This window comes from Pseudolabrys sp. FHR47 (assembly GCF_005153485.1).
Lineage (GTDB): Bacteria > Pseudomonadota > Alphaproteobacteria > Rhizobiales > Xanthobacteraceae > Pseudolabrys.
Window position 1 is genome coordinate 1,607,401 of record NZ_CP039740.1, and the last position, 18,614, is coordinate 1,626,014.

The window sequence follows — 18,614 nt, forward strand, 5'->3', positions numbered from 1 at the left end:
TGGGGATCGGCTTTTTGCGATGACACAGGTTTCAACCATCGAAACGCGGCCGTTGCGCGTCGGCGTCGTCGGCGTCGGCGTTATGGGCAGCAACCACGCCCGCGTTCTTGCCGGGCTACCGGGCGCGGAACTCGCCGGCGTTGCCGACCCGGACGCCAAGCAGTCCGATTTCGTCGCGCGCACATTGCATTGCGCGGCGGTGCCCGATGTCGAAGGGCTGCTCGATCTCGGCGTCGATGCCATCACCATCGCCGCGCCCACTCATCTGCACCGCGAGGTGGCGCTGGCCGCGATCGCGCGCGGCGTGCATGTGCTGGTGGAAAAGCCGATCGCCTCGACCGTGGAAGAGGGCCACGAGATCATCGATGCGGCGCGCAGCAAAGGCGTGACTTTGATGGTCGGTCATGTCGAGCGCTTCAACCCAGCGGTTGAAGCCATTAAAGACGCGATCCGCGGCGAGGACATTCTGTCCATCGCCATCACCCGCGTCGGTCCGTTCCCTCCGCGCATGTCGAATGTCGGCGTCGTTATCGACCTCGCCGTCCACGACATCGACCTGATCCGCTGGTTCACCGACTCCGATATCATCGAAGTGCAGCCGCAACTGTCCAGCGCGGTCGCCGAGCGCGAGGACATCGCGCTGCTGCAGTTCCGCACCGCCTCGGGCGTGCTGGCGCATATCAACACCAACTGGCTGACGCCGTTCAAGGCGCGCAACGTGACGGTGGCGACGCGGCGCAAATATGTGATGGGCGATCTGCTCACGCGTCAGGTCACCGAGTGTTTCGGCTTCCAGCCGGACGGCAGCTATTCGATGCGTCATTTGTCGGTCGGCCATGCCGAACCGCTGCGTTCGGAACTGCTCGCCTTCCTGCAGGCGATTCGCACCGGTGCCTCGCCGTCGGTGACGGGCGAGCAGGGCGTTGCCAGCCTCGAAGTCGCCATCCAGTGCCTGACCTCGAGCAGCCATCAACCGGCCGCCGCGCGCCGCGCCAACGTCGCCGTTTAGTTCAACAACATCCGGTCCGCCTTCATGAACGTTCGCACCGAACTGCCGCCGATTCCCTTTATCGATCTTGCCGCGCAGCGGCGCCGGCTCGGCAGTGCGATCGACAATGCCGTGATGAAGGTGGTGAACAGCTGCCAGTTCATCCTCGGCCCGGAAGTGAAAGCCTTTGAAGCCGATCTGGCGGCCTTCGCCGGCGCCAAGCATGCCGTGTCGTGCGCCAGCGGCACCGACGCGCTGGTGCTGCCGCTGCGCGCCATGGGCATCGGGCCTGGCGATGCCGTGCTGTGCCCGTCCTTCACCTTCTGCGCGACCGCCGAAGTTGCAGCGCTGGTCGGCGCGACGCCGATCTTTGTCGATGTCGATCCGGTAACGTTCAACATGAACCCGGATCACATTGCCGGTGCCGTTGAAACCGCGATCGAGCTTGGCCTCAAGCCCAAGGCGGTCATCCCGGTCGATTTGTTCGGCCAGGCAGCCGACCACGGGCCGATCGCCGCCGCCGCCAAAGCCCATGATCTTTTCATCATCGACGACGCCGCGCAGGGTTTCGGCGCGACTTATAACAATCGCCGTATCGGCACCTTCGGCCACGTCACCGCCACCAGTTTCTTCCCCGCCAAGCCGCTCGGCTGCTATGGCGACGGCGGCGCGGCGTTGACGGACGACGATAACCTCGCCGACCTGATGCGCAGTGTACGTGTCCACGGCATGGGCAGCGACCGCTACGATAATGTCCGTCTCGGACTGACCTCGCGGCTCGACACCATTCAGGCCGCGGTGCTCATCGAAAAGCTCAAGATATTCCCGGATGAGATCGATGCGCGCGACCGTATTGCGCGCCGCTACAACGAAGCCTTGCGCGACATGGTCGTCGTGCCGGTGGTGCCGGCCGGCATGTCGTCGGTGTGGGCGCAGTATACCATCCGCCTCAAGCCCGGAACGCGCGACGCCTTCGCCGCCGCGCTCAAGGCCGAAGGCGTGCCGACCGCGATTTATTATCCGATCCCGTTGCACCGCCAGCAGGCCTACAAGCATTACCCGGTCGGTAAGGGCGGCGTCGCGGTGAGCGAAGCTCTGGCGCACGAAGTCATCAGCCTGCCGATGCACGCCTATCTGGACGAGCCGACCCAGGATCGGATCGTCGATGCGGTGCGCCGCGCCGTGAAGGCCGGCTGAGGCCTTCCGCCGCGCCTTGATTCGGCCGCACGCCCGGCCGAGCTTGGCTTTGCCTGCCGGCGGCTTATGGTGGTGGCCGGATTCGGCCTTGCCCCCGAGGGCGGCCGACCTCACGCGCGGCCCGCACGGACCTCTGTCAGCCGATGATCAAGTCGTTTCTCACGGTCGGCGGCTACACGCTCCTGTCGCGGGTCACCGGCTTCATCCGTGACATCATCATGGCCGCGATCCTTGGCGCCGGCCCGGTGGCGGATGCCTTCTTTGTCGCCTTCCGCCTGCCCAACCATTTCCGCGCCATCTTTGCCGAGGGAGCGTTCAACGCAGCTTTCGTGCCGGCTTATGCGCGCGTGCGCGAGCAGGGTGGGGCGGAGCGCGCGGCGCGCTTTGCCGATCAGATATTCACCATCCTGCTGGCTTCACAGATCGTGCTGCTGGCGCTGGCTCTTGTTTTCACCACGCAGGCCATCGACGTTCTGGCGCCGGGCTTCCGCGACGAGCCGATGCGCTATGCGCTGGCGGTCGATCTGACACGCATAACTTTTCCGTATCTTTTATTGATAACGCTGGTGACGCTCTATGGCGGCATCCTCAATGCGCTGCAGCGCTTTGCCGCCGCCGCCGCCGCGCCGATCCTGCTCAACCTGTCATTGATCGTCGCTCTGCTGCTCGCCGTCTATTTCCCGACGCCCGGCCACGCCGCCGCCTGGGGCGTCGCGATCTCAGGCGCGCTGCAGGCGCTGCTGGTCGGCGGCGATGCGTTCCGGCAAGGCGTGCTGGCCCGGCTGAAGCGGCCGCGCTGGGATGCCGACGTCAAACAGTTCTTCCGTGCGCTCGCGCCCGCCACTGTCGGCTCGGCCGGCGTGCAGCTTGCGCTGTTCGCGGACACCATCATCGCCAGTTTTCTGGCGGCGGGCGCTATTTCGGCGCTGTATTATGCCGATCGTCTCAATCAGTTGCCGATTGGCGTCATCGGCATCGCCATCGGCACAGTCGTGTTGCCCGAGATGTCGCGGCGCCTGGCCGCCGGCGACGATGCCGGCGCGGCGCATGCGCAGAACCGAGCATTCGAGTTCACATTAATGCTGGCGATGCCATGCCTCGCCGCCTTCATTGCCGTTCCCGAACTCATCATGCGCGCATTGTTCGTGCGCGGCGCTTTCACCGCGGCGGACGCGGCGGCGGCCGGCGCGACACTGGCGGCCTATTCGGTCGGCCTGTTGCCGTTCCTGCTGATCCGTAGCGCGGTCGCGACATTCTTCGCGCGCGGCGACACGGCGACGCCAGTTAAGGCTTCGCTCACCGCGGCAGCGGTCAATATCGGCTTCAAGTTTCTGTTGATGGGATCGCTGGCGCAGGTTGGTCTGGCGCTGGCGACGGCGATTGGCGCCTGGATCAATTTATTGCTTGTCGTGTGGTTAGCGCATCGCGCCGGCCATGCCCGTATCGACGCGCGGCTGCGGCAGTCTGCACTGAAGCTCGCGTTTGCCGGCTTTATAATAACATTGGTTTTGTGGTTTTGCGCCGCGCCTATCGAGCGCCTGTTTCTCGGCTGGCCGGGAGCGGCGCTGATGACCTTGGCCGTGCTCGGCATGCTCGGTGGCGCACTGTACGCTATCGTGATCCTGACGCTGTTTGGGCGCGCCTGGTTCAAAGGCTTTCGTCGCGTTCGGCAATAGTCACGCAGAATTGCAATACGTGGCGACGCTTTTTTGGGCACGCTGTGACGGTTCGGCCACGGTAGACATCGTGTTGCGGTGCAGCTATGTCAAATGAGGTTTAAGCTAGCCGGTCGTGGTCAGACATGCACACATCTGCCTTCGCATCCATTCACACCAAGACCGGAAACCGCAGCCGCGCCGTGCTCGCCGGGATGGTTGCCACGCTGCTCGCAAGTTGCGGCGAAAGCCCGAAGCAGGCGGGCGGACCGCCGCCGCCGCAGGTCACCGTGGCATCGCCGGTCAAGCGGCAGGTCGTCGATTACGATGAGTATGTCGGCCGCTTCGCCGCGGTGAATAGCGTTGAAATTCGCGCCCGTGTCTCGGGTTATCTCGACGCTGTACATTTCAAGGACGGTCAGCTCGTCAAGGACGGCGATCTGCTGTTCACCATCGACCGCCGCTCGTTCGAAAATGCTGCCGCTCAGGCGCGCGCCAATGTTTCGACCGCCAAGTCCAATCTCGACTTCACCGAAGCGGACTACACCCGCGGCCAGCAACTGGTGAAGGAAAAAACGATCACCGACCAGACCTTCGAGCAGCGCGCCCAATCCTTCCGTAATGCGCGTGCTGCCGTCGCTGGCGCCGAGGCGGCGCTGCGTAGCGCCGAACTCGATCTGTCGTTCACCGAACTGCGCGCGCCGATCGCTGGCCGCATCGGCGATCGTCGCGTTACGCCGGGCAATCTCGTCACCGGTGGTACCGGCGGTTCGACGACGCTTCTTGCAACCATCGTTTCCACCGACCCCATCTACTTCGAATTCACCTTCGATGAGGCGTCGTACCTGCGTTACGAGCGCAATGCCAAAAGCGGCAAGGATGTCACCAGCCGTGACGGCCGCGTCAATGTCGGTCTCAAGCTGATCGATGAAAAGGATTTCGTGCATGAAGGCCGCATGGACTTCATCGACAACGTGATCGAGCGGACGACCGGCACGATTCGCGGCCGCGCCGTCTTCGCCAATGCCAACGCCACGTTTACGCCCGGCATGTTCGCACGGGTGCGCGTGCCGGCCACGGCGCCTTATGAAGGCCTGCTGGTGCCCGATGTCGCGATCGGCAGCGACCAGGCGCGCAAAACGGTGATGACGATCGGTCCGGGAAACAAGGTCGTGCCGAAATACGTCACGCTGGGCCAACTTGTCGATGGCAAGCTGCGCGTCATCAAGGAGGGCATCGGCCCCGACGACAAGATCATCGTCAACGGCATCGCGCGCGTCCGCCCGGGCCAGGTCGTCAGTCCGCAGCAGGAAGGTCAGCAGGGCGCGGCGCCCGCGGGTGCCAAGCCCGCGCCAGCGAAGTAGCGCTCGCCATGCGTATATCCCATTTCTTCATCGACCGGCCGATATTCGCTTCGGTCATTTCGATCATCATTGTCATTCTCGGCGCGGTCGCCTATGCGCGGCTGCCTGTGGCGCAGTATCCGGAAATCGCGCCGCCCATCATCAACATCACCGGCCAGTATTCGGGCGCCAGCGCCGAAACGGTGGCCGAAACGGTGGTGACGCCGATCGAGCAGCAGGTCAACGGCGTGGAGGGGATGCTGTACATCTCCTCGAACTCGACCGCCGACGGCAAATTCTCGATCTCGGTCACCTTCGACCTCGGCACCAACCTCGATATCGCGCAGGTGCAGGTGCAGAATCGCGTCGCCACGGCGACGCCGCGCCTGCCGCAGGCGGTGCAGCAGGTCGGCGTCACGGTCGCCAAGAGTTCGCCCGACATTCTAATGGTGGTGAACCTGTTCTCGCCGAACGGCGCTCGCGACGCGCTTTACGTGACGAACTACGCCAACCTGCAGATCAAGGATCAATTGACCCGCGTCGACGGCGTCGGCTCGATCACGATCTTCGGCGCTCGCGATTACGCCATGCAGGTCTGGCTCGATCCGGACCGCCTGCAGTCGCTCGACTTGACGGCCTCCGACGTTGTGACTGCCTTGCAGGGCCAGAACGTGCAGGTCGCCTCGGGCGTGCTCAACCAGCCGCCGGTTGCCAACCAGCTCGCCTTCCAGGTCGCGGTGCGCACGCTCGGACGGTTGAGCGACGTCAATGAATTTTCCAACATCGTGGTCAAGCAGACGGCCACCGCGGTCGTTCGCATCAAGGACGTGGCGCGCGTCGAACTGGCGGCGCAGGACTATACGTCATCGTCCTATCTCGACCGCGACGTCTCGGTCGCGATCGCGGTGTTCCAGCGCCCGGGATCGAACGCTCTCGCGACGGGCGATGGCATCCGCAAGGCGATGGCCGAGATCGGCAAGGGTTTCCCCGAAGGCCTGCAATACACCATCATTTACGATCCGACGCAGTTCATCCGTCAATCGGTCGAGGCGGTGGTCGAGACCATCCTCGAAGCGACGGTGCTGGTCGTCCTGGTCGTCATTCTGTTCCTGCAGACCTGGCGAGCAGCGGTCATTCCCATTCTCGCGATTCCGATTTCGCTGGTCGGCACGTTCTTCATCATGGCCATGTTCGGCTTCACGCTGAACAACCTGTCGCTGTTCGGCCTGGTGCTGGCCATCGGCATCGTGGTGGACGACGCCATCGTCGTCGTCGAGAACGTCGAACGCAACATCAAGAGCGGCTTGTCGCCGCGGGACGCTGCGCACAAGAGCATGGACGAGGTCGGCAGTGCGCTTGTTGCGATCGCGCTCGTCTTGTCCGCCGTGTTCGTGCCGACGGCCTTCATTACCGGCATCTCGGGGCAGTTCTACCGCCAGTTTGCGCTGACCATCGCCGGTTCGACCATCATCTCGCTGGTGGTGTCACTGACCTTGTCGCCGGCGATGTGCGCGCTGCTGCTCAAGGCGCACGACCCGGGCCATCGCGACCGGTGGTGGGAAAAGCCGATCCACGGCTTTTTCGGCCTGTTCAATCGCGGCTTCGATGCCGTGACCAGCGGTTATAGCTGGCTGGCGCGCAAGATCGTGCGCTTTGCCGTGATCATGCTGGTGATCTATGCCGGCGTGCTGGCCTTCGGTCTCAACGAGTTCCGCAAGACGCCGCAGGGCTTCATCCCGCAGCAGGACCGCGGTTATCTCATCGTCGCCGCGCAACTGCCGCCAGGCGCCTCGCTGGCGCGCACCGATGCGGTGATGAAGCGGGCGACCGAACTGGCACTGCAGGTGCCCGGCGTCGCGCATGCCATCAACATCGTCGGCTTCTCGGGCGCGACCTTCACCAATGCGCCGAATGCCGGCGCCATCTTCATCGTGCTCGACGACTTCGCCAAACGCGCCGCCGATCCGAGGCAATCGGCGGCGGCGATCCAGGGGGCGTTGTTCGGCCGGTTCGCCGCCATCCAGGAGGCTTTCATCGTCGTGGTGCAGCCGCCATCGGTGAACGGCATCGGCAATGCGGGCGGCTTCCGCATGATGGTGGAGGATCGCAGCGGCGCCGGGTATCCGGCTTTGCAGGGCGCGGTCTATGCGATGATGGGCCGTGCCGCGCAGACGCCGGGCCTGTCGCAGGTGTTCTCGTTGTTCGAGACACAGACGCCGCAGCTTTACCTCGAGATCGACCGCACCAAGGTGCAGATGCTCGGTCTCAAGATGCCGGACGTATTCACCGCCCTGCAGGTCTATATCGGCTCGCTCTACGTCAACGACTTCAACCTGTTCGGCCGCACGTTCCGCGTCCAGGCGCAGGCTGACGGCCCGTATCGACTGGTGCCGGAGGACGTTCTGAAGCTGCGCGTGCGCAATGACTCGGGCGGCACCGTGCCGCTCGGCTCGTTCACCACCGTGCGCGACATATCGGGCCCATACCGCGTGCCGCGCTACAATCTTTATCCGGCGGCCGAGCTCGATGGCGCCGCTGCGCCGGGCTACAGCCAGGGTCAGGCCATCGAGATCATGGAGAAGCTCGCGGCCGAAACATTGCCCGCCGGCTTTGCCTACGAGTGGACGACGCTCGCCTATCAGCAGATCAAGGCCGGCAACACCGCGATGTTCGCCTTCATTCTCGGCGTGGCCTTCGTTTTCCTGGTGCTGGCGGCGCAGTTCGAGAGCCTGACGCTGCCGCTTGCCGTCATCCTCATCGTGCCGATGTGCTTGGTGGCGGCGATCACCGGCGTGGTGCTGCGCGGGCAGGACAACAACATCCTGACCCAGGTCGGCTTCATCGTGCTGATCGCGCTCGCCGCCAAGAACGCGATTCTGATCGTCGAGTTCGCCAAGCAGCTCGAGGACGAAGGCAAGGACCGGTTCGCGGCCGCGGTCGAAGCGGCGCATCTGCGTCTGCGCCCGATCATCATGACGTCGCTCGCCTTCATCTTCGGCGTCGTGCCGCTGGTCTGGGCGGTCGGTGCCGGCGCGGAGCTTCGTCAGGCGCTTGGCACGGCGGTGTTTTCTGGCATGATCGGCGTTACCGTGTTCGGCCTGATTTTCACGCCGGCGTTCTATGTGATCTCGCGCTGGCTCGCGGCGAAGGCGTCGCGGCCCAAGGAAACGGGACACGCCCAGCCGGCGGAGTGAGCGCCGGGCAAAGCCGGTAGTGCCGGTATTTCCGATAAGGAAGGAAAAGCGGGATGGCGATGATGAAGTTTGGTTTCGGCCAGCCGCTCACCCGCAAGGAAGATGACGCGCTGCTGCGCGGCGCCGGCCGTTACGTCGCCGACGTCGCCCCGGCGGGAGCGTTGCATGCCGTGGTGGTTCGCTCGCCGCACGCCCACGCCAATTTCAGGTTCACCGATCTTGCCGCCGCCAAGGCGATGAAAGGCGTCCGCCTCATCCTTACCGGCGACGACATCGCGGATCTCGGACCGATGCCAACCCCTGGCGTGCTCGAGGGCGTCGATATCGACGTGCCGTTCTATCCGGTTTTGGCGCGCGGCGTCGTGCGTCATGTCGGCGATGCCGTGGCCTTCGTTGTCGCCGACACGCTCGAGCTGGCGAAGGACGCGGCCGATGCCCTCCAAATTGACTGGCAGCCGCTGCCGCATGTCATCGGTTCGCTCGAGGCCCTGAAGAAAGGTGCGCCACAGGTCTGGCCCGACCGGCCGAACCTTTCCTTCGAAACGACGGAAGGCGACGAGGCCGCCACCAAGGCCGCCTTCGCCAAGGCGGCGCGCACGGTCAAGACCACCATCGTCAATCAGCGCCTCGTCACCAATTACATGGATACGCGCGGCGTCGTCGCCGAGTTCGATGGCGATCGTTACACTTTGACGCTCGGCAGCCAGGGCAGCCACATCATTCGCGACATCATCTGCGGTGACGTGCTCAAGAAGCCGCTCGACAAGATGCGCGTCATCACGCCGGACGTCGGCGGCGGCTTCGGCACCAAGCTGTTTCCCTATCGCGAATATGCGCTCGCCGCGGTCGCGGCAGAGAGACTTCGCAAGCCGGTGAAATGGATCTGCGACCGCTCCGAGCATTTCCTCGGCGACAGCCATGGCCGCGACAACATCTCGACGGCGACGATCGCGCTCGACGAGAACAACAAGTTCCTGGCGCTGGAGATCGACATCGTCGCCGATATGGGCGCCTATCTATCGTGCTACGCCCCCTATATTCCCTGGCTTGGCGTTGGCATGGCGACCGGCGTCTACGATATTCCGGCGGCCTTCATCCGCCTGCGCGCTGCCTATACGAACACCGTGCCGGTCGATGCCTATCGGGGCGCCGGCCGTCCCGAGGCGTCCTATCTGATCGAGCGCGCAGTCGATAACACCGCGCGCGAAATCGGTGTCGCGCCCGACGCGCTGCGGCGGAAGAACCTGATCCGCGAATCGCAGCTTCCGTACACGACGCCGACCGGCAAGGTGTACGACTCCGGCGATTTCGCCGGCGCGCTCAAGCACGCGCAGGAGCTCATCGACTGGAAGGGCTTCGACAAGCGCGCCAGGCTGGCGAAGCGTTCCGGCAAATTGCGCGGCATCGGCGTCGCCACATATGTCGAGGCCTGCGGCTCGAACGGTCCGGAAACCGCTCAGGTCACGCTCGACAGCGACGGCGGCGTCACGGTGCTGATCGGGTCGCAATCGACCGGGCAGGGGCACCACACCTCTTACGCGCAACTCGTGGCGGAGCGGCTCGATCTCCCGCCGGACCTCGTGCGCGTCGTGCAGGGCGACACCGACAGGATCGCGACCGGCGCCGGTACCGGTGGCTCGAGTTCGATCCCCGTAGGTGGCGTCTCGGTTGACCGCGCCTCGCGCACCCTGGCCGATCAGCTCAAGGAGCTCGCCGCGGACGCCCTCGAAGCCGCCGCTGGCGACATGGAAATCGCCGACGGCGCGGTGCGCGTCGCGGGCACCGATCGCACCATCAGCTTTGCCGATCTCGCCAGCCATCCGAAGGCCACGCCGGACAAACTCACCGCGAGCCGCGACTTCAGCACCGACAGCCCGACTTATCCCAACGGCGCCCATATCGCCGAGGTCGAGATCGACCCCGATACCGGCAAGACTGAAATCGTCAGCTATGTCGTGGTCGACGACTTCGGCGCCACGCTTAATCCGCTGCTGCTGGCGGGCCAGGTCCATGGCGGGCTGGTGCAGGGCATCGGCCAGGCGCTGATGGAAGATACCGTGTACGACCCCGATAGCGGGCAACTGCTCAGCGCCAGCTTCATGGACTACGCCATGCCGCGCGCGTCCGATGCGCCGTCCTTCGTGTTCGAGACGCGCAACACGCCGTGCAAGACCAACCCGCTGGGGGTCAAAGGGGCGGGCGAGGCCGGCGCCATCGGTTCATGTCCGGCGGTCATAAATGCGGTTATCGACGCGCTGGATCGCGGTTACGGCATCCGCCACATCGATATGCCGGCGACGCCGCTGAAGGTGTGGAGCCTGATCGATCGAGCGAAAAAGGCGAGCGCCGCGTAGCGCGCGACGGCGTTCACGCCATCGTGATTGGGTGACCCAACGCGCGAGCCCAGTTTCGCCGGAATATGTTTCGCAAATCCGGGTTAGCTAGAGCGCGTGTCGAACGACACGGCGCAATCGTTTCATATGTAACTAAGCGCCATCCATCAGGGGGTTTTTGATGAAGTTGTCGAATTTCTTTGCGGCCGCTGCCGTGGCCGTTGTTTCCCTCGCCGCGACCGCGGTCGTCGCTCAGCAGGATCCGATCGCCGCCCGCAAGGCTCTGATGAAGGAATCTGGACAGGCTACCGCCGCGGTGGTGAAGATGACCAAGGGTGAGACGCCGTTCGATCTGGCGACGGCGCAAAAGTCGATGAAGACCTACCAGGATGTGGCGTCCAAGATGCCGGCGCTGTTCCCCGACAATTCCAAGACTGGCGGCGAGACCACCGCGGCCCCGGCGATCTGGGAGAACATGAACGACTTCAAGGCCCGCTTCGTCAAATTCGAAGCCGATGCCAAGGCCGCCGAAGCCTCGATCAAGGACCTGGATTCGCTCAAGGCGGCGGTCGCCAATGTCACCCGCAACTGCGGTGGCTGCCACGAGACCTACCGCGTCAAGAAGAGCTGATGACCTTATTGATCGCCGCCGTGGCGTGAAGTCAGGGAAGGGCGGTGCGTCACAAGCGCGCCGCTCTTTCTCTTTGCCGGGCGCGGCGGCTAAACTGTTTCAAGACCGGCGGGAAAGCACGCACATGGCGCGCAAGCTTATTGCATTAGTCATCGTTCTCGGAGTCGTCGCTGCGGTGACGCTGTGGCTCGTGACCGCGCCGAAGGTCGAACCGGCCAGCGCGTTCGCCACGCCGCACAAGGTCGATCTTGTCAACGGAAAGACGATGTTCGATATCGGCGGCTGCGTGTCTTGCCACACCGATAGCAAGGAAGACCGAACGCGACTCGGCGGCGGTGTGGCGCTGGCTTCGCCTTTCGGTACTTTCTACACGCCGAACATTTCGCCCGACAACGAGGACGGTATCGGCCGCTGGACGGAGGCACAGTTCGTCACGGCCATGCGTCAGGGTACATCGCCCGCGGGCGAGCATCTCTATCCGTCGCTCCCTTACACATCCTATCGGCGCATGACGACAGGCGATCTGCTCGACATGTTCGCTTATATTAAAACTTTACCACCGGTGAAGGGTAAGGCGCGCAATCACGAACTACCGTTTCCGTTCAACATCAGGCGCACGCTGGGTGTCTGGAAGCTTCTGTTCCTGAACGGTGGGACATTCACGCCGGATGCTTCCAAGGATGCGCAGTGGAATCGCGGCGCATACCTTGTGAATGGTCCTGGCCATTGCGCCGAATGCCATTCGCCGCGGAACGCCCTCGGGGGCATCCTTGATGGCGAGCGTTTCGCCGGCGGCCCCGACCAGGAAGGTCAGGGCTGGGTGCCTAACATCACCCAGAAGGGACTTGGCTCGTGGTCGGTCGGGGATATCGCCGAGTTCCTCAAATCGGGCATGACGCCAGAGTTCGATTCGGCCGGCGGTAGCATGACCGCGGTCATCCGGAATACCTCGCAACTCAGCGACGCCGACCGGCTGGCGATGGCGACCTACATAAAATCCCTGCCGGCGGTCGAGGGCCCGCCACGGCCGGCGAAGAAGTAAAAAGCGGAGCACCTGCGCGCAAAAGAGGGGCGACAAGGCCGTCGGCGAGGGTTATGGAGAGATTCTCCATGCACGAGCCGTCGCCCGACCTCCTCAAAGCCATCGGCTTCAAGATCATCTCCGCCTTGCTCTTCGCCGCGATGTCCGCGCTGGTGCGGCAGCTTGGCGACACAGTGCCGGTCGGGCAGGTCGTGTTCTTTCGATCCGCTTGCGCTATCCCGCCCGTCCTGCTCATCTACGCCTTCCGTGGCGAGCTTATGAGCGCGGTTCGCACCAGCCGAGCTCTTGGCCATCTTGGCCGCGGCACGGTCAGCGTCTGCGGTATGTTCTCGAACTTCGCGGCGCTGGCGCGGCTGCCACTGGCGGACGCCACCGCGATTCAGTTCGGGTCGCCTCTGATCACCGTGGCCCTAGCCGCCATCATTCTCAAGGAACGCGTGCGCATCTTCCGCTGGACCGCGGTCGCGGTCGGCTTTGTCGGCGTGATCGTGATGCTGATCCCGAATTTTGATGCGAGCCGATACACGGCCGCCGGGGTCGGCGCGACTGCGGCGATCGGTTCGATCTTGGCGGTCATCGCGGCGTTCTGCAATGCCGGCGCGGTAATCCAGACGCGCCGCCTGACGCAGACCGAAACCACGTCATCGATCGTCGTTTATTTCTCGCTGTCCTGCGCCATCGTCGGCGCGCTGACGCTGCCCTTTGCATGGCACACGCCCAGTCGTGAGGAACTGATGGCGCTGATCGCCACCGGAATTCTCGGCGGGGTCGCCCACATCTTTCTGACAGAGAGCTACCGCCACGCCACCGCGTCGGTCATCGCGCCATTTGATTACACGTCACTGATCTGGGCATTGCTGCTGGGATACTGGTTCTTCGGCGAGTTGCCGAGCACGCTGGTCTATGCCGGCGCGGCCATCGTCGCCGGCGCTGGGCTCGCAGTGCTGTGGCGCGAGCGGCGTCTCGGCATTAGCCGGGCGCCCGAGGAGGAAGGGCCGCGGCGGCCAGAGATTTAAGGCAGCAATTTATCTGTTCGTCATGCGCGGCATAGCCGTTCGAAGAGCGGCGTCTCTTCGGGACGCCTATGTCCATGCCATCCACGCCTTCACGCCGGCCAAGACTTGAATGCCCGGCGTAAAGCCGAGCATGACATGACGCTCACGCCGTAAACGCCTTGAAGGTGATGATCGTGTAGGTGTCCTTGATGCCGGGGATCGTCTGCACCTTCTCGTTGACGAAGTGTCCGATGTCGGATTTGTCGTCCACATAGAACTTGGCCAGCAGGTCGTAATCTCCCGCCGTCGAATAAATCTCCGAGGCGATCTCGGCTTCCGCCAATTCATTGGCGACCTGATAGACCTTGCCAAGTTCGCATTTGATCTGGACGAAGAACGGGGTCATCGCGGGTCAGTCTCCGGGCGGGCGGGGCGTTTCCTGCAACACAGCAAAATCGCGCGGACCTGGCAAGGCGGGGCTTGGTGCCACGTGTGCCGGCGCCACCCGGCATTGCGCGGGCGCCTCTTGCCATGCCGCGCCTGCAGGTCTAGTTATCGTGCAGCGATCTCGTGGGGTGTCCGGCGTCGTGCCGGGCTGAGAGGCCGGAAGTCCGGTCAACCCAACGAACCTGATCCGGGTCATGCCGGCGGAGGGAGAGAGATGCAGGAACCGACAGTCCCATTGCGCCAGTTCGCCTTGCCCGCAGAGCTTGTCTCCGCGGCGGCGGCCGTGCTTTCGCGGGTGCGCGGGAAATCGCCTCGAGTCCATTGCATTACCAATTCGGTGGCGGAGAATTTCACCGCCAATGTGCTGCTGGCGCTGGGCGCCATTCCGTCGATGACCCTGTCGCCGGTCGAGATCGGTGCTTTCGTCGGCCGCGCCGATGCTCTGCTGGTCAATCTCGGCACCTTCGGCCGCGAGCGCCGCGAGGCGACGTCGATCGCCGTTGATACCGTGGTGCAAAGCGGGCTGCCCTGGGTTCTCGATCCGGTCTTTGTCGACCGCGCACCGCCACGCGCGACCTACGCCCAGGATCTGCTGTTTCTCCGCCCGACGGCGATGCGGCTCAACGCCGTCGAGTTCGCGGCGCTTGCCGGCGCCGGCGACGGCCTCGACGACGTGCGCAGCTATGCGCGCCAGCGTGACATCGCGATCGGCCTGTCTGGCGCGCGTGACCTGATTGCAGATGGCCGGCGTGCCGCGTCGGTCGCCAATGGCGACGCGATGATGGCCCGGGTGACAGCGATGGGCTGCGCTGCCTCGGCGATGGTCGCTGCCTGCCTCGCGGTCGAGAAGGATGCCTTCGTGGCGACCTTGGCGGCGATGCTGATCGTCGGCGTCGCCGGCGAAATGGCGGCGGAGACCGCGCGCGGTCCCGGCAGTCTCGCGGTGGCGATCCTCGATGCCCTTTATTCCATCGACGGCGACGCGCTCGTGGCGCGGGCGCGCGTTTCTTTGCACGAGTAACAACCGATGACCCTCGACCTTCGGCTCTACGCGCTAGTCGACCCGGCAGTCGCCGGCGGCCGTTCGCTGCCCGCGCTCACCGCGCTGGTCGCAGAGAGCGCGACTTTGGTGCAGCTGCGCGATAAGCACGGCTCGACGCGCGTCATGATCGAGGAGGCGCGCGATATCATGGCGGTGTTGCGGCCGCGCGGTGTGCCGCTGCTGATCAACGACCGCGTCGACGTCGCGCTCGCCACCGGCGCGCAGGGCGTACACATCGGCTGGGACGACATGGAGGTCGCCGACGCGCGGCGTCTGCTCGGCAAGGACGCCATCATCGGCCTCAGCATCCAGACGGCCGAGCAGGCCACGGCGGCACCGCTCGACCTCCTGAATTACGTCGCCATCGGCGGCGTGTTTGCCACGACGTCGAAGGACAATGTGTCGAAGCCGATCGGCATCGAGGGCCTGCGCGATCTCGTCAGGTTCATTCGCGCCCGCAAGCCGGGCTACCCGATCTGCGCTATCGCCGGCATCAACGCCGGCAACGCCGGTGAAGTGATTGCCGGCGGCGCCGACGGCGTGGCGGTGATTTCCGCGCTGTCGCTCGCGTCCGATCCGGCGGCGGCGGCGCGGGAGATGCGCACCGCGGTCGACGCCGCGCTCGCCGAAAGGAATCCGGCATGACGCCGGTCGCGCTGACCGTCGCGGGATCGGACTCCGGCGGCGGCGCCGGCATCCAGGCCGACCTCAAGACCTTCGCCGCCAACGAAGTGTTCGGTACGTCCGTCATCACCGCGCTGACGGCGCAGAACACGCAAGGCGTCTCGGCCATTCACGACGTGCCGCTGGTGTTCATTGCGGCGCAGATGGAGGCGATATTTTCCGACTTCGATGTCGGGGCTGTGAAGATCGGCATGCTGTCGCGCGCCGAGACCATCCGTCTCATCGCGTCCGAACTGCGCCGGCGTGGCGCCAAGCACATCGTGCTCGATCCGGTGATGGTGGCGACGTCCGGCGACCGGCTGCTTCAGGACGATGCCGTCGCCGCGCTACGCACCGAGCTGATGCCGCTCGCCGAGATCGTTACGCCCAATCTGCACGAGGCAGCCGCGCTCACCGGCAAACCGCTCGCGCGCGACGAGCGTGAGATGGAAGCGCAGGCGCGCGACATCGTCGCCTTCGGCCCGCGCGCCGTGCTGATCAAGGGCGGCCACGGTATGGGCGAGGAGGCGGTCGATCTCTTGGTCGGCAGCGATGGCGCGGTGACGAGAATGACCGCCAAGCGTATCGCGACAAAAAACACGCATGGCACCGGCTGCACCTTGTCGTCCGCCATCGCGGCGAATCTCGCCAAGGGTATGGACCTCGCCGCTGCCGTGCGCGCGGCCAAGGACTACGTCACTCACGCCATCGAACACGCGGACAACCTGGAAATCGGCCACGGCCACGGCCCGCTCAATCACTTCTACAAATATTGGAGTACGCCATGACGACACGCCGCCAGTTCGCCCTCGGCACCTCGCTCGCCGCAGCCGCGCTTGCTGCGCCCACGATCGCAAAGGCGCAGACGATGAAATGGCGCATGGTGACGTCATGGCCGAAGCGCCTGCCGGGCCCCGGCATGTCGGCCGAGCGCGTCGCCGAGCGCATCCGCACGCTGTCCAACGGCCGCCTTGACATCACCGTGTCGGCGGCGGGTGAAGTTGTGCCGGCCTTCGGCGTGCTCGAGGCCGTCGGCACCGGCGTCGCCGAGATGGGCCACACCGCCGCGTTCTACTGGCAGGGCAAGATGGCGGCGGCGCCGTTCTTCACCACGGTGCCGTTCGGCCTGACGCCGGCCGAGCACGTCGCCTGGGTCGAGGCCGGCGGCGGCCAGGCGCTGTGGGACGAGATGTACAAGCCGTTCGGCGTCAAGCCCTTCATGGGCGGCAACACCGGCGTGTGCATGGGCGGCTGGTTCCGCCGCGAAGTCAAAAGTCTCGCCGAGCTGCGCGGCCTCAAGCTGCGTTCGCTCGGTCTCGGCGGCGAAGTCTATCGCCGTCTCGGCGCCACGCCGCAGACGACGTCGCCCGCCGAGATCCTCACCAGCATCCAGTCCGGCGTCATCGACGGCGCCGAATTCGTCGGCCCCGGCACCGACATCGCGCTCGGCCTCTATCGCGCCGCGCCGTTCTATTACTATCCCGGCTTCAACAAGCCGAACGGCACCGGCGAGGCCATCGTGTCGCTCAAAGCATGGGAGGCGCTGCCGGCGGACCTCAAGGCGGTGATCGCGCATGCCTGCGCGACCGAAGCCAATTACGCGCTGGCCGAGATGGAGAAGCTCAACGCGCAGGCGCTCGGCGTGCTGATCAAGGAGCACAACGTCAAGCTCGCGCAGTTCCCGGCCGATGTTGTTGCCGCCGCGCGCCGCCAAGCCGACGATGTGCTCGGCGAGATCGCGTCGCGTGACGCCATGGCCGGCAAGGTGCATCAATCCTACAAGAGCTTCCGCGACAGCGTCGCCGACTGGTCGCGCGTGTCGATCGAGGCGGTGCTGCGCGCGCGCGTGGGGTAGAGGTATTTCATTATTCGTTAACGATGGAACTTTGGCGGCGTTGTTTATTCCGAATCGTCATTGGTCTTCGGGAATCGCGTAAAGCACCATCAAAAAGCCCCGGTAAACCGGGGCTTTTTTCATTTAACTCGCCCTTAACCACACATGGTCCATCTCTATTAACCATACGCGGCACGACCGCCCGCGTATCGCTATTCGCCAGCCCGGGGGCTGGCCCCGCGATCGGCGAAGCGCCGGCGCGGTTTGTCCAGGGGTTCAAGCGCCAGGGCCGAGAACCGGCTCTGGTCAACATGGAGAGTTGAAGATGAAGCGTCTATCGATGGCCATGACTGCCGGCCTGTTCGTCGCGACGATGGCAGCGCCGTCGTTCGCCGCCGATCTGCCGCGCCCGTCCTACAAGGCGCCGATCTATGCGCCCGCCTATTACAACTGGACCGGCTTCTACGCCGGCATCAACGCCGGCTACGGCTTCGGCAAGTCCGACTGGTCGGGCGCCGGCGGCACCGGCTCGACCAAGCCGAAGGGTTTCATCGGCGGCGTCCAGCTCGGCTACAACCTGCAGACCGGTTCGTGGGTCTGGGGCCTGGAAGCCGACTTCCAGTACAGCGGCATGAAGGCTTCGGACTCGTCCGGCACCGGCGTCTGCACCGGCGCGGGCTGCGAATCCAAGATGACCTGGTTCGGCACCGGCCGCGGCCGCCTCGGCTATGCCGGCTGGGACCGCTGGCTGCCCTACGTGACCGGCGGCGCGGCCTACGGCAACATCAAGGCGACGCCGAATGCCGGCGGCGACTGGTCGAAGACCAAGCTCGGCTGGACCGTGGGCGGCGGCGTCGAATACGCGCTGCTCGCCAACTGGACCACCAAGGTCGAATATCTCTATGCCGACCTCGGCACCGTTTCGGGCGGCACGCCGACCAACGATGTGACCTTCAAGTCGCACCTCGTTCGCGCCGGTTTGAACTATCGGTTCTAAGCTTTGCGAAGCTAAAGGGCGCGAGAGCGCTCAAGCGAAAGGCCCGGGGGAAACCCCGGGCTTTTTTGTGGGGGGTGTTGCCGCAACGGTAAAGACGATGATCCCTTCCTGATGGCTGAAGGCCAAGCGTCACGCTCAGGGAAGGGGTCGGCGTTCTACGCCTGCGGGTTCGCCTTACGCTGTCTTGACCCTGGGGGCGGGCGGCGCGAGCCATGACCGGTGTAAGGCCTCCTCGTTTGACGCCGGTTCAATG

Annotated in this window: 15 protein-coding genes and 1 riboswitch; of the genes, 14 read left to right on the plus strand and 1 reads right to left on the minus strand. The window is 64.8% G+C overall.

Translation table 11 applies throughout. From position 1 onward, the window contains the following. The first annotated feature begins 19 nt into the window (after positions 1-19). From E8Q40_RS07915 to E8Q40_RS07955, 9 genes are all read left to right on the plus strand, one after another. Positions 20-1,009 (plus strand): Gfo/Idh/MocA family protein, encoded by a 990-nt coding sequence (locus tag E8Q40_RS07915; protein WP_137043867.1) that lies wholly within the window; start codon positions 20-22, stop codon positions 1,007-1,009. Between the two features lie 24 nt (positions 1,010-1,033). Beyond that, a complete protein-coding gene (locus tag E8Q40_RS07920; RefSeq protein ID WP_137043868.1) occupies positions 1,034-2,185 on the plus strand; it encodes a DegT/DnrJ/EryC1/StrS aminotransferase family protein in 1,152 nt (383 codons plus the stop codon). A gap of 143 nt (positions 2,186-2,328) precedes the next feature. Beyond that, positions 2,329-3,861 carry a murein biosynthesis integral membrane protein MurJ gene (gene murJ / locus E8Q40_RS07925; protein ID WP_137043869.1) on the plus strand — a complete coding sequence of 511 codons (1,533 nt, stop codon included), beginning with the start codon at positions 2,329-2,331 and terminating at the stop codon, positions 3,859-3,861. A 125-nt stretch (positions 3,862-3,986) separates the two neighbouring features. Further along, complete coding sequence (locus E8Q40_RS07930) at positions 3,987-5,204, plus strand: efflux RND transporter periplasmic adaptor subunit (RefSeq protein WP_137043870.1); 1,218 nt, start codon at positions 3,987-3,989, stop codon at positions 5,202-5,204. Positions 5,205-5,212: 8 nt separating this feature from the next. Beyond that, positions 5,213-8,377 (plus strand): efflux RND transporter permease subunit, encoded by a 3,165-nt coding sequence (locus E8Q40_RS07935; protein WP_137043871.1) that lies wholly within the window; start codon positions 5,213-5,215, stop codon positions 8,375-8,377. A gap of 53 nt (positions 8,378-8,430) precedes the next feature. Continuing rightward, positions 8,431-10,731 (plus strand): xanthine dehydrogenase family protein molybdopterin-binding subunit, encoded by a 2,301-nt coding sequence (locus E8Q40_RS07940; RefSeq protein ID WP_137043872.1) that lies wholly within the window; start codon positions 8,431-8,433, stop codon positions 10,729-10,731. A 160-nt stretch (positions 10,732-10,891) separates the two neighbouring features. Continuing rightward, positions 10,892-11,341 (plus strand): cytochrome c, encoded by a 450-nt coding sequence (locus tag E8Q40_RS07945; protein WP_137043873.1) that lies wholly within the window; start codon positions 10,892-10,894, stop codon positions 11,339-11,341. 124 nt (positions 11,342-11,465) lie between these two features. Beyond that, entirely contained in the window at positions 11,466-12,383 is a 918-nt protein-coding gene (locus E8Q40_RS07950) for a cytochrome c (RefSeq protein WP_137046633.1), read from the plus strand. A 68-nt stretch (positions 12,384-12,451) separates the two neighbouring features. Then, complete coding sequence (locus E8Q40_RS07955; RefSeq protein WP_137043874.1) at positions 12,452-13,399, plus strand: DMT family transporter; 948 nt, start codon at positions 12,452-12,454, stop codon at positions 13,397-13,399. Positions 13,400-13,541: 142 nt separating this feature from the next. Here the strand turns inward: E8Q40_RS07955 and E8Q40_RS07960 are convergent, their stop codons facing one another. Further along, positions 13,542-13,784: an Lrp/AsnC ligand binding domain-containing protein gene (locus E8Q40_RS07960; RefSeq protein ID WP_137043875.1), complete on the minus strand. Its 243-nt coding sequence runs from the start codon at positions 13,782-13,784 to the stop codon at positions 13,542-13,544. Between the two features lie 155 nt (positions 13,785-13,939). Next, positions 13,940-14,052, plus strand: a riboswitch (TPP riboswitch). Between the two features lie 110 nt (positions 14,053-14,162). On the opposite strand from E8Q40_RS07960, the gene E8Q40_RS07965 reads away from it, so the two are divergent. The 5 genes from E8Q40_RS07965 to E8Q40_RS07985 all read left to right on the plus strand — a co-directional run bounded on the left by E8Q40_RS07965 (position 14,163) and on the right by E8Q40_RS07985 (position 18,361). Further along, positions 14,163-14,846 carry a hydroxyethylthiazole kinase gene (locus E8Q40_RS07965; protein WP_246663034.1) on the plus strand — a complete coding sequence of 228 codons (684 nt, stop codon included), beginning with the start codon at positions 14,163-14,165 and terminating at the stop codon, positions 14,844-14,846. A 6-nt stretch (positions 14,847-14,852) separates the two neighbouring features. Then, a complete protein-coding gene (thiE, locus tag E8Q40_RS07970; RefSeq protein ID WP_137043877.1) occupies positions 14,853-15,512 on the plus strand; it encodes a thiamine phosphate synthase in 660 nt (219 codons plus the stop codon). Then, complete coding sequence (gene thiD, locus E8Q40_RS07975; protein ID WP_137043878.1) at positions 15,509-16,318, plus strand: bifunctional hydroxymethylpyrimidine kinase/phosphomethylpyrimidine kinase; 810 nt, start codon at positions 15,509-15,511, stop codon at positions 16,316-16,318. The genes thiE and thiD overlap by 4 nt, the downstream gene beginning before the upstream one ends. Then, the gene (locus tag E8Q40_RS07980; RefSeq protein ID WP_137043879.1) at positions 16,315-17,385 is read left to right on the plus strand and encodes a TRAP transporter substrate-binding protein; all 1,071 of its coding nucleotides are present in this window, start codon (positions 16,315-16,317) and stop codon (positions 17,383-17,385) included. The genes thiD and E8Q40_RS07980 overlap by 4 nt, the downstream gene beginning before the upstream one ends. Before the next feature lie 304 nt (positions 17,386-17,689). Then, on the plus strand, positions 17,690-18,361 hold the full coding sequence (locus E8Q40_RS07985; protein WP_137043880.1) for an outer membrane protein: 672 nt from the start codon (positions 17,690-17,692) through the stop codon (positions 18,359-18,361). Positions 18,362-18,614: the final 253 nt, after the last annotated feature.

What these genes read in the sequence shown, in the direction of transcription:
- E8Q40_RS07915 (WP_137043867.1), top strand. Translation starts at nt 20, where the DNA reads ATGACACAGGTTTCAACCATCGAAACGCGGCCGTTGCGCGTCGGCGTC.
- E8Q40_RS07920 (WP_137043868.1), top strand. Translation starts at nt 1,034, where the DNA reads ATGAACGTTCGCACCGAACTGCCGCCGATTCCCTTTATCGATCTTGCC.
- murJ (WP_137043869.1), top strand. Translation starts at nt 2,329, where the DNA reads ATGATCAAGTCGTTTCTCACGGTCGGCGGCTACACGCTCCTGTCGCGG.
- E8Q40_RS07930 (WP_137043870.1), top strand. Translation starts at nt 3,987, where the DNA reads ATGCACACATCTGCCTTCGCATCCATTCACACCAAGACCGGAAACCGC.
- E8Q40_RS07935 (WP_137043871.1), top strand. Translation starts at nt 5,213, where the DNA reads ATGCGTATATCCCATTTCTTCATCGACCGGCCGATATTCGCTTCGGTC.
- E8Q40_RS07940 (WP_137043872.1), top strand. Translation starts at nt 8,431, where the DNA reads ATGGCGATGATGAAGTTTGGTTTCGGCCAGCCGCTCACCCGCAAGGAA.
- E8Q40_RS07945 (WP_137043873.1), top strand. Translation starts at nt 10,892, where the DNA reads ATGAAGTTGTCGAATTTCTTTGCGGCCGCTGCCGTGGCCGTTGTTTCC.
- E8Q40_RS07950 (WP_137046633.1), top strand. Translation starts at nt 11,466, where the DNA reads ATGGCGCGCAAGCTTATTGCATTAGTCATCGTTCTCGGAGTCGTCGCT.
- E8Q40_RS07955 (WP_137043874.1), top strand. Translation starts at nt 12,452, where the DNA reads ATGCACGAGCCGTCGCCCGACCTCCTCAAAGCCATCGGCTTCAAGATC.
- E8Q40_RS07960 (WP_137043875.1), bottom strand. Translation starts at nt 13,784, where the DNA reads ATGACCCCGTTCTTCGTCCAGATCAAATGCGAACTTGGCAAGGTCTAT.
- thiE (WP_137043877.1), top strand. Translation starts at nt 14,853, where the DNA reads ATGACCCTCGACCTTCGGCTCTACGCGCTAGTCGACCCGGCAGTCGCC.
- thiD (WP_137043878.1), top strand. Translation starts at nt 15,509, where the DNA reads ATGACGCCGGTCGCGCTGACCGTCGCGGGATCGGACTCCGGCGGCGGC.
- E8Q40_RS07980 (WP_137043879.1), top strand. Translation starts at nt 16,315, where the DNA reads ATGACGACACGCCGCCAGTTCGCCCTCGGCACCTCGCTCGCCGCAGCC.
- E8Q40_RS07985 (WP_137043880.1), top strand. Translation starts at nt 17,690, where the DNA reads ATGAAGCGTCTATCGATGGCCATGACTGCCGGCCTGTTCGTCGCGACG.